The sequence below is a fragment of the Burkholderia sp. 4M9327F10 genome, from assembly GCF_005503145.1.
In the GTDB taxonomy this organism is placed as follows: Bacteria; Pseudomonadota; Gammaproteobacteria; order Burkholderiales; family Burkholderiaceae; genus Paraburkholderia.
Window position 1 is genome coordinate 59,815 of sequence record NZ_SCNV01000045.1, and the last position, 10,250, is coordinate 70,064.

Annotated in this window: 11 protein-coding genes; 8 read left to right on the forward strand and 3 right to left on the reverse strand. The window is 63.7% G+C overall.

The annotated features are described in order from the left end of the window. Nucleotides 1-63: 63 nt before the first annotated feature. A complete protein-coding gene (locus FFS45_RS30130; RefSeq protein ID WP_137958286.1) occupies nucleotides 64-996 on the reverse strand; it encodes a LysR family transcriptional regulator in 933 nt (310 codons plus the stop codon). Between the two features lie 155 nt (nucleotides 997-1,151). On the opposite strand from FFS45_RS30130, the gene FFS45_RS30135 reads away from it, so the two are divergent. Continuing rightward, nucleotides 1,152-2,552 (forward strand): M20 family metallopeptidase, encoded by a 1,401-nt coding sequence (locus FFS45_RS30135; RefSeq protein ID WP_137958287.1) that lies wholly within the window; start codon nucleotides 1,152-1,154, stop codon nucleotides 2,550-2,552. A 147-nt stretch (nucleotides 2,553-2,699) separates the two neighbouring features. Next, nucleotides 2,700-4,007, forward strand: a complete 1,308-nt coding sequence (locus FFS45_RS30140) for an MFS transporter (protein WP_137958288.1) — start codon at nucleotides 2,700-2,702, stop codon at nucleotides 4,005-4,007. A 68-nt stretch (nucleotides 4,008-4,075) separates the two neighbouring features. On the opposite strand, the gene FFS45_RS30145 is transcribed toward FFS45_RS30140, so the two are convergent. Next, the gene (locus tag FFS45_RS30145; RefSeq protein WP_137958289.1) at nucleotides 4,076-5,128 is read right to left on the reverse strand and encodes an NADP(H)-dependent aldo-keto reductase; all 1,053 of its coding nucleotides are present in this window, start codon (nucleotides 5,126-5,128) and stop codon (nucleotides 4,076-4,078) included. A gap of 140 nt (nucleotides 5,129-5,268) precedes the next feature. Between FFS45_RS30145 and FFS45_RS30150 the strand changes: the two genes are divergently transcribed. Both FFS45_RS30150 and FFS45_RS30155 read left to right on the forward strand, forming a co-directional pair. After that, nucleotides 5,269-5,499 (forward strand): DUF3820 family protein, encoded by a 231-nt coding sequence (locus FFS45_RS30150; protein WP_090695862.1) that lies wholly within the window; start codon nucleotides 5,269-5,271, stop codon nucleotides 5,497-5,499. A gap of 249 nt (nucleotides 5,500-5,748) precedes the next feature. Beyond that, nucleotides 5,749-6,012, forward strand: coding sequence for a hypothetical protein (locus FFS45_RS30155; protein WP_137958290.1), 264 nt, complete (start codon nucleotides 5,749-5,751; stop codon nucleotides 6,010-6,012). Here the strand turns inward: FFS45_RS30155 and cynR are convergent. Further along, a complete protein-coding gene (gene cynR / locus FFS45_RS30160) occupies nucleotides 6,009-6,923 on the reverse strand; it encodes a transcriptional regulator CynR (RefSeq protein WP_137958291.1) in 915 nt (304 codons plus the stop codon). The two genes, FFS45_RS30155 and cynR, sit on opposite strands and share 4 nt — an antisense overlap. Nucleotides 6,924-7,033: 110 nt before the next feature. Between cynR and FFS45_RS30165 the strand changes: the two genes are divergently transcribed. The 4 genes from FFS45_RS30165 to FFS45_RS30180 form a co-directional block, all read left to right on the forward strand. Beyond that, the gene (locus FFS45_RS30165) at nucleotides 7,034-7,735 is read left to right on the forward strand and encodes a carbonic anhydrase (RefSeq protein ID WP_137958292.1); all 702 of its coding nucleotides are present in this window, start codon (nucleotides 7,034-7,036) and stop codon (nucleotides 7,733-7,735) included. Between the two features lie 109 nt (nucleotides 7,736-7,844). Beyond that, complete coding sequence (gene cynS, locus FFS45_RS30170) at nucleotides 7,845-8,315, forward strand: cyanase (RefSeq protein WP_137958293.1); 471 nt, start codon at nucleotides 7,845-7,847, stop codon at nucleotides 8,313-8,315. 412 nt (nucleotides 8,316-8,727) lie between these two features. Further along, on the forward strand, nucleotides 8,728-9,759 hold the full coding sequence (locus FFS45_RS30175) for an ABC transporter substrate-binding protein (RefSeq protein WP_137958294.1): 1,032 nt from the start codon (nucleotides 8,728-8,730) through the stop codon (nucleotides 9,757-9,759). A gap of 15 nt (nucleotides 9,760-9,774) precedes the next feature. After that, nucleotides 9,775-10,250: ABC transporter permease subunit (locus FFS45_RS30180; RefSeq protein ID WP_137958295.1), on the forward strand; the 476-nt coding region annotated here is incomplete at its 3' end.

The following is a 10,250-nucleotide window of genomic DNA, read 5'->3' on the forward strand; positions in this document are numbered from 1 at the left end:
GCAACGCAAAGAAGGGCTGATCTCGAATGAAATCACCGGGATGGAGGCAAACGGTAAGCCGAATTATCGCATGGGGTGGCTGCGCGCCGGCTGTGGCGCCTTGATCTGCGCAATCAGGAAATCGCGGAACGCCCGCACCGACGCCGGCAGCTCGCGCCCCGCCATGGTCTGTACCTGGATGCTGCGCTGACGCATCTGAGGATGGCTCAGCGCAACCACCACGAAGCCGTCGTCGGCATAGCGGTCGCGCACCGACAGCAAGCCGGTGAACATGATCGCACCGGTCTTTTGCGCGTAGCGGTACATCGCGCCGCTGTTGTTGCTGGTGAGGTCCGGTTCGAGCAGCAGCCCTTCGAGCGCGCAGGTAATGTCGATCAGCTGGCGGATCGTCGTGCCGGGCTCGGGCATCACCAGCGGATAGTGCTGCAGATCCGCAAGCGAGACCTTCGCACGCGCGGCGAGCGGATGATCGGCCGGCATCAGCGCGAGTACTGGCGCACGCTCCGTATGCTCGACCTTGACGCCCTTTTCCGGCGCGAGGCTGAAGGTCAAGGCGAGATCGACGTCGCCATCGCGCACCCGCCGGGTCGCTTCGCCGGGCGTCAGCACCGCGAGGTTGAAGTCGATGCCAGGGTGCCTGAGGCGAAAGCCGGCCAGCGCGCCGGGCAGAAAATCCGCGGCAAAACCCTCGGAACTGGCGACCTTGATCATGCTGCCGTGCAAGGCATCCAGTCCGCCGATCTCCTTCATCACATGCTCGGCTTCCAGCAGGCTGCGCTGTGCGTAGGCAAGCAGGCGCCCGCCCGCTTCGGAGAGCGCCATGCCGCGCGGCCGCCGTTCGAACAGCGGCGTGCCGATCTCGCTCTCGAGCCGCGCCACCTGGCGGCTGATCGCCGAGACGGCCACGTGCAGCCGCGCCGACGCTTCGCTGAGCGAGCCGGTGCGCGCCACTTCGACGAAATAGCGCAAGGCGATGCCGTGCAGGGAAAGAGCCATGGAACGAGGTCTCGCAAGGGTTGCTGGGGTTGCCCGTACTTTGCCTTTTCGGCAACGCAAGCTTCGAAATACGATCATTGTGACAAAAAAATCGGCCTCCTAGAATCGATTGCAGACTGATTCCCAGACCTCTACTGCCCCCACCGGAGACGAACTTGAGCCGCAACCAGGCCATCCAGCACGCCACGCACCATTTCGATTCGGGTGCCTTTCTCGCCGACCTCAACCGCCGCGTCGGCTTTCGCACCGAGAGCCAGGAAGCCGGCCGCAGCGCCGCCCTGCTCGCCTATCTGACCGATGAGATCACCCCGGAAGCCGAGCGGCTAGGCTTCGCGACCCGCATCGTCGATAACCCCGTGACCGGTGCGGGGCCGTTCCTGATCGCCACGCGCCACGAAAGCGATGCGCTGCCGACCGTGCTGATCTACGGCCACGGCGACGTCGTGCGCGGCTACGACAGCCAATGGCGCGCGCCGCTGACGCCGTGGGCCGTGACGGTAGAAGGCGAGCGCTGGTTTGGCCGCGGCACCGCCGACAACAAGGGACAGCACACCATCAATCTGGCGGCGCTCGCCAGCGTGCTCGCCGCCCGCGACGGCAAGCTCGGCTTCAATACCAAGCTGCTGATCGAAATGGGTGAAGAAACCGGCTCGCCGGGACTCGACGCCATCTGTCATACGTATAAGGATGCGCTTGCCGCCGACGTGCTGATCGCCTCGGACGGCCCGCGTCTGGCCGCGCGGCGCCCGACCGTGTTCCTCGGCTCGCGGGGCTCGGTGAATTTCAGGCTCGCACTGAACCTGCGCGACGGCGCGCATCACTCGGGCAACTGGGGCGGCCTGCTGCGCAATCCCGCCACGGTGCTCGCCAGCGCACTGGCGAGCCTTGTCGATGCACGCGGGGTGATTGCCGTCGAAGGACTGCGTCCGCCGCCGATTTCCGATGCCGTGCGCCGGGCGCTGGCCGATATCGACGTGGGCGGCGGCCCTGGCGACCCTGCTGTCGACGACAACTGGGGCGAGCCCGGCCTCACACCGGCCGAACGCGTATTCGGCTGGAACAGCTTCGAAGTGCTGGCGATGAAGGCAGGCAATCCCGAGAACCCGGTCAACGCCATTCCGTCGTCCGCCTACGCGCATTGCCAGTTGCGCTTCGTGGTGGGTACCGATTGGCACAACCTCGCGCAGCACCTGCGCACGCATCTCGATGCGCATGGCTTCACGATGGTCGAGGTCAGCGTGGAGCGCGGCGCACCGGCGACGCGGCTCGATCCGGAAGACCCGTGGGTGACCTGGGCGATCGCTTCGCTCGAGCAGACCACCGGCAAGAAGACTGCGGTCCTGCCGAACCTCGGCGGCACGCTGCCCAACGAAGTCTTCGCCGACACGCTGGGCCTGCCGACCATCTGGGTGCCGCACTCGTATCCCGCCTGCTCGCAACACGCGCCAAACGAGCATCTGCTCGGACCGGTCGTACGTGAAGGACTGCAGATCATGGCGGGGCTCTTCTGGGATCTCGGCGAAAACTCACCCAAAGCGCGTACAGCAGGCGGTTGAATCTCGCCGGCCGGCTGCAGTCGCGCGCAGCGGCTACAAGCAGGTGCGTGCATTCACGGCCGGTACGGCGTGAAGCCGCATCGAATCTGACGCACCCCCGCCGAGCCATCGGCGCTCCCTCGTTCGCCGTCGCGAGACCTGACCACCATGAACACCTCCACCCTGCCCGCCGGGGCCGTGCGGCCCTCCGCGGCCCAAGTCCATCGCATCATCCTTGCGGCGTCGATCGGCAACGCACTCGAATGGTTCGACCTGGTCGTCTATGGCTTTTTCGCCGTGACGATCGCCAAACTGTTCTTTCCGGCCAGCACCGAAGCGATCTCACTGATGCTCACGCTCGGCACCTTCGGCATCTCGTACCTGATCCGGCCGCTCGGCGGCTTCGTGCTCGGCTCGTTTGCCGATCGCGCCGGACGCAAGGCCTCGATGCTGCTGTCGATCGCGCTGATGATGATCGGCACGCTGCTGATCGCCATCATGCCGGGCTATGCCACGATCGGCCTTTGGGCGCCGTTCGGCATCCTCTTGTCGCGTTTGATGCAGGGCTTTTCCGCCGGCGGCGAGTTCGGCTGCTCAACGGCTTTTCTGGTCGAGCATGCTCCCGAGCGGCGCGGCTTCATGGGTAGTTGGCAATTCGCCAGCCAGGGACTGGCGACGCTGCTCGCGTCAGGCTTTGGCGCCTTGCTGACCAGCCAGCTCTCGGGCGCGCAGCTTGAATCGTGGGGCTGGCGCATCCCGTTCTTCTTTGGCCTCGCAATCGGGCCGGTCGGCTTCTACATCCGCAAGTACGTCGACGAGGCAGCGGAGTTCGACGCGCAGCAGAAGACGCTCATGCAGACCCCGGCGCAGACCCACTCGCCGGTGCGCGAACTGCTCGTGACACAAAAGACGCGTGTGCTGCTGGCGGTGGGTGCGCTCGTCATTTCGACGGCGGCCAACTACATGATCCTGTATATGCCGACGTACGCGATCAAGCAGCTTCATCTGCCTGCCGCGACGGGCTTCGCCGCGACGCTCGCCACCGGCTTCGTGCTGACCGTGCTCACTCCGGTCATCGGCCACTGGTCCGATACGGCGGGACGCGTGCGGCTCATGGCCGCGGCGGCGCTGCTGATGCTGGCGACGGTGTATCCGACCTTCGCCTGCATGAACCGGCATGCCTCGTTTGCGACGATGCTGGTGGCGATGACCTGGATCGGCGCACTGAAGGCCGCGTATTTCGGCGCCCTGCCGGCATTGATGTCCGAGATCTTTCCGATCCGCACGCGAGCGACGGGTCTTGCCGTCAGCTACAACATCGGCGTGACGGTCTTCGGCGGCTTTGCGCCTTTCATCATCACGTGGCTGATTGCAGCGAGCGGCAACAAGCTCGCGCCGGGTTTTTATCTGATGTTCTGCGCGGTGCTGAGCCTCATCGCCCTGTACGCGGTGCGAACGAGGCTCAGGATACGCTGAGCCGGAATGAACCACGGGCCCGCTGCGCAAGCAAGCGGGCCCGCTTCTTTCGTGCCGGCGTTCAGGATTTAGGGCGCGGGATTCGGCTGCAGTTCGTGCAGCGCGTCGATTTCCGCCAGCACCTCGGGCGAGAGCTTCACGTCCACGCTCGCAATGTTCTCCTTCAACTGCGCGAGCGAGGTTGCGCCGATCAGGTTGCTCGTCATGAACGGGCGGCTATTGACGAACGCCAGCGCAAACTGTGCGGGCGACAGGCCATGGCGCTTCGCCAGTTCGACATAGCGGCTGATCGCCTGCAGCGACTGCGGCTTACTGTAGCGCTGGAAGCGTTCGAACAGCGTAATGCGGGCGCCCGCCGGACGCGCGCCGCCTTCATACTTGCCCGACAGCCAGCCGAACGCGAGCGGCGAATAGGCCAGCAGGCCGACGCCATCGCGGTGTGTGAACTCCGACAAGCCCGCTTCGAAAGTCCGGTTCAGCAGACTGTACGGATTCTGGATGCTAACGATGCGCGGCAAGCCGAGTTTTTCCGCGGCGCGCAGAAACTGCGCAACACCCCACGGCGTTTCGTTCGACACGCCGATATGCCGCACCTTGCCTTCCTTGACGAACTCGGCGAGCACCGACAAGGTTTCCTCGATCGGCACCGTATAGGTATCCTCGACCCACGGATACGCACTGCGGCCGAACGTCATCGTGCTGCGATCGGGCCAGTGCAGCTGATACAGATCGACGTATTCGGTTTGCAGGCGCTTGAGGCTGTCGTTGAGCGCCTCGGTCAGATTCTTGCGGTCGAACTGATTGCCCTCGCCACGAATATGGCGCGGGTTATGCGGTTGACGCGCCGGGCCGGCAATCTTGGTGGCGAGCACGATTTTCTCGCGCGCGCTGCGATGCTGCGCGAGCCATGTGCCGATATAGCGCTCGGTCGAGCCCTGAGTCTCGGGACGCGGCGGCACCGGATACATTTCGGCGGCGTCGATCAGCGTCACGCCGTGATCGAGCGCGTAGTCGATCTGCTCGTGTGCTTCGCGCTCGGTGTTCTGCTCGCCCCAGGTCATCGTGCCGAGACCAATCAGGCTGACCTCGACGCCGGTATTGCCCAGTTTGCGGTATTCCATCGATCGATTCCCGTTGTCTGTGTGTACGAAAGATGCCGACGTTACCACGGCCACCAAATGCTTGCAGGGCAGCTAAAATGCAGCTCGCACGGACTATGGCAACGCCCTCATTGCCCCATCGCAACATTGCAAGCCTGAAGATGAATCCAGAACACCTCGAATTGCTGGTCACCCGTGTCATGCCCTACGGAAAATATAAAGGCCGGCTGATTGCGGATTTACCGGGGCATTACCTGAACTGGTTTGCGAGCCAGGGCTTTCCGCCCGGCGAGATCGGCCGCCTGCTCGCCCTGATGCACGAGATCGACCATAATGGCCTGTCGTCTTTAATCGAACCGCTGCGCAAAGGCCGCGAACGGCCGGCAAGCTAAACCGCATTGCCGAGCCTTGTCATGAAACAACAGGCCTTGATGGCCGCTGGAGCAGGCTTTCAATTCTGCAAAATCAGTCGACAATCAGGCGACTAAAAATACAGAACTGAAAGCTGTCGAACATGTTATTTGCTGTGTAAAAAACGCTAACGTTTTGCCGCTTGACCCGGTTTTGTGCATCGGTTGTAATCGCCACCATCTGCCCAGTTTTAGCCTTGGTTTTACTCTCTTCAGATCCCGCATGACTCTATGCAAAATCTCAGCCTGATTCACCTGCTGGAATACATCGGCCACGATATGTCGCCCGTGTGGGCTGTGCTTGCATTTTTCGCTTTCGGCTATGTGATTGTGGGCCTGCCCGTGCACTTCCGCCAGGGCGCCGCATCGCGCGACGTCTGGGGGACAGCCGCCGGCGTGACGATGGCCGCGCTCTACGCCGCCTTCATCGTGGGCGTGTATCCGATCCTCCAGCACACGCTGCACCTGCTCCCGCCGATCAGCATCGCGCGCTAACGCGGCGCGCCTGCACCCCACTCCATCGCCAGCGCGGCAAACGCGTCGCTGGCCGCACTCCGATACCCGCCGCTGCGCCACAGCAGCTTGACCGTGCGGCGCGGCAAAGCCGGCCTCAAGGCAAGCGGATGCAAACCCTCATGCTCGCGCGCAATCGCATCGGGCAATACCGTCACGAGCTGACCGCGCCGCACGATTTCCACCACGGCGCCAATCGAATTCACCTCGATCGCCACCTTCGGCACGATGCCCTGCTGACGGCAATACAGATCGATATGGCGGCGCGTCGCGAAATCGCCGTTCAACAGGACGAATGACTCCTCAGCGGCCTCGCGCGCCGACAGTGTTACCGCTTGCTTCGGCGCTTGCGTCGCCGCTTGCCTCGCGCAGCGGTGCGCCGGCCCGACCACCAGACTGAGCGTTTCGACGAAGAGCGTTTCGCTCTCGAGCTCCGGCGCGCGGACCTCGTCGAACGCGATGCCGATATCGAGCCGGTCGTCGGCGAGCGCCGCTTCAATGCGGTCCTGAGTGGTCTCCTCGAGGCTCACGGCGATGCCCGGATGAGACTCGTTGAAACGGACCAGCAACGGGCCAATCAGGTAGGCCGTGAAGGTCGGGGTGGCCGCGAGCCTCAGGGTGCCGCGGCTCAGATCCTGCACGTCGTGAATGGCCCGCCGGCCGGCGTCGAGATCCTGCAGCGCACGCCGTGCATGGCGCAGATAGGCCTCGCCCGCATCCGTGAGCCGCACGGTGCGGCTCGAACGGTCGAACAGTTGCGCCCCCAGACCGTCTTCCAGTTGCCGGATCTGCTGCGAGAGCGTGGGCTGCGAGACGTGCAGGGCCTCAGCCGCGCGGGTGAAGTTCTGGTGTTCTGCAACCGCCTGCAGATAGCGGATATGACGTAGCAGCATGCCCACTCAACTATAGATGTGACTTATTAGATCCATCATAATCCGGTCTTGGACCCTATAGTTAAATGAGATCATGCTTGTGACATTGATCTGCACCGGGAGAAGCGCTCATGCAGGACATCATTGAAGGCTTTTTGAAATTTCAGCGGGAAGTGTTCCCCGCCCGCTCCGCGCTGTTCAAGCGGCTTGCCACCAGCCAGAGCCCCGGCGTGCTGTTCGTCACCTGCTCGGATAGCCGCGTGGTGCCGGAACTGCTGACGCAGCGCGAACCGGGCGACATGTTCGTGATCCGCAACGCCGGCAATATCGTGCCGTCGTACGGACCGGAGCCGGGTGGCGTCTCGGCCACCGTCGAATATGCGGTCGCCGTGCTGGGCGTGACGGAGATCGTCATCTGCGGGCATTCGGATTGCGGCGCAATGACGGCCATCTCGAGCTGCATGTGCCTCGATCACCTGCCGGCTGTGGCCGCCTGGTTGCGGCATGCCGATGCGGCCAAGGCCGTCAATGCCGCACGCGAGCATGCCACGCCCCAGGCGCGCCTCAATGCGCTGGTGCGCGATAACGTGGAAGCCCAGCTTGCCAACATCAAGACCCATCCTTCGGTTGCGGTGGCGCTGTCGCAAGGGCGGCTCAACCTGCATGGCTGGGTCTACGACATCGAAAAAGGCGCGATCGACGCTCTCGACGGCAGCACCACCCCGCCGCGCTTCGTTTCGCTCGTCGATCATCCGAACGCCTGCGCGATGCGTACGCATGAGATGAAGATCCATCAGGCCACTGAAGAAGACCGGACCGGCGAAGCCCGCTAGCGCGGGCGGCCGCGGCGTCCGGCCGCTTAACCTGCCCAACCGGCTTAACCTGCTCAACCCGCTTGCCCCGTAGCCCACTCAGCCCGTTTAGTCGAGAAAAGGAACCGCCATGCTGCAATCCCAAGTGAGCCAGGCCGCCCGCCTGCAACTGACCGACATCATCATCGACGCGAAGCTGCGCAAGAACCTCTCGTGGCAGGAGCTTGCCGAGGGCACGGGCCTGAGTCTCACCTACGTGACCGCGGCCCTGCTCGGGCAGCACCCGCTGCCGGCCGATGCGGCCCAACGGGTGGGCGAGCGGCTCGAACTCGACGCGGACGCCATCCGTCTGCTGCAAGCCATCCCGCAACGCGGCAGCCTCGTAGAGAGCGTGCCGACCGATCCGACCATCTACCGCTTCTACGAGATGGTGCAGGTCTACGGCACGACGCTCAAGGCGCTGGTGCACGAGCAGTTTGGCGACGGCATCATCAGTGCGATCAACTTCAAGATCGATATGAAGAAGGTGGACGACCCCGAAGGCGGTTCACGCGCAGTCATCACACTCGACGGCAAGTTCCTGCCGTATAAGCCGTTCTGAGGCGAGAGCGCGCGGCGCCCTTTCTGTCTGCTGGCTGTCTGCCGGCTGTCTTCTGCCCTTTTGCTGTCCTTTGCTGCCTGCCGGCGGCCGCATTCGCGGCCGCCTGAGCCCCCGCCCAGTGCACTCGCACAATCTTCACACCCTCGTCCCCTCGCCTGCATAGCGCACCGCTCGGTAAAAACCCGATATTGAGTCAGGCTCATACCTGAGATCAAAAAACATCAATTCTTCGCCCGCGCCAACGAACAGCACAATCACGCTACACCGTCGTATGCAAATCGGGTCTGCCTATGCACAGCCGCCCGAAGGCCCGGACCGCCGCAGTCCCGCTGCACGCCCAGCCCGGCGCCGGCTTCGCGCACTACGGCGATCAACTAAAAAGACATTCAGACAACATTGGAGACAGTCAACCATGAAACTCAGACAATTTCGCGCCGCGTTCCTGACTGCTGCCTTGCTCGCAACCGGCTCAGCCCATGCGGCCGACAACTGGTGCGGCGCAGGCAAGACCGTGCACTTTGCCGGCATCACGTGGGAGAGCGGCGCATTCGCCACCGAAGTGCTGCGGCAGATTCTCGAGAAAGGCTACGGCTGCAAGACCGATGTCGTCCCCGGTAGCACCGCCGCGACCGAAACCGCTCTCGCACACAACGACGTGCAGGTATGGGCCGAACAGTGGACGGGCCGCAGCGAGATCACCGCGAAGGCCGTCGCTTCGGGCAGCGTCAAGCTGGTCGGCGACACCCTGCCGGGCGGCACCAAGGAAGGCTGGTTCGTGCCGGACTATGTCGTGAAGGGCGACCCGGCGCGCGGTATCAAGCCGTCGGCGCCGGGACTCGTTGCCGTGACCGATCTGCCGAAGTACAAGGATGTGTTCGTGGATGACGAAGAGCCCAGCAAGGGCCGCTTCCTCAATTGCCCAAGCGGCTGGGATTGCGAGCGCGTCAACACGCGTCTCCTGAAGGTGCTCAAGCTCGACGATTCGTATACTAACTTCCGCCCGGGCACGGGAGCCGCGCTCGATGCGGCGATCGCCTCGGCGTACACGCGCGGCAAGCCGATCCTCTTCTACTACTGGGGGCCGGCCGCGCTGATGGCCAAGTACAAGCTCACCGAGCTGAAGATGCCGCCGTACAACGCCGATTGCTGGAAGACCTTGCGTGACGAAAGCAGCACCTCGCAGTGCGCCTCGTCATACATGGTCTCGCATGTGACGGTGGGCGTGTCGACGCCGTTCTACAACGACGATCCGCAACTGATGGCGATGTTCAACAAGGTCCAGTTCCCGATGGACTTCCTGAACGAGACCATCCTCGACATGAGTGTCAAGAAGGTCGACGGCAGCACGATGGCCACGCAATTCCTGCGCACGCATCCGGAGATGTGGAAGCAATGGGTGCCGGCCGACGTCGCCTCGAAAATCCAGGCAAGCCTGGCTAGCTAAACCCGCGAGCGCATCATGAACTCGTTTTTCCTGCATCTGTCGATTGCCGACTGGGTGAACGACGTCGTCCAGTCGTTCGTCACCGCGCACGGTGACAGCTTCCATAACTTCAGCATCCTGCTGCTGCGTTATCTGCTGGTACCGCTCGAAGGCGCGCTGCGGGCCACACCCGCGTGGCTGATCCTGCTCGCGGTGGGCGCGATCACCTGGAATGCGACGCGGCGCCTGCCCATCGCCGCCTTCTTCGTGCTGCTGCTCTACGCGATCGGCTGCTTCGGCCTGTGGGACAAGCTCATGGAGACGCTCGCGCTGATGCTGGTGGCCACCGTGCTGTCGGTGGTGCTGGGCGTGCCGCTTGGCATCTTCACCTCGCGCAGCGCATGGCTGCGGCGCATCCTGCTGCCGGTGCTCGACATCATGCAGACGCTGCCGAGCTTCGTGTACCTGATCCCGGTGCTGATGCTGTTTGGCCTCGGCAAGGTGCCGGCGAT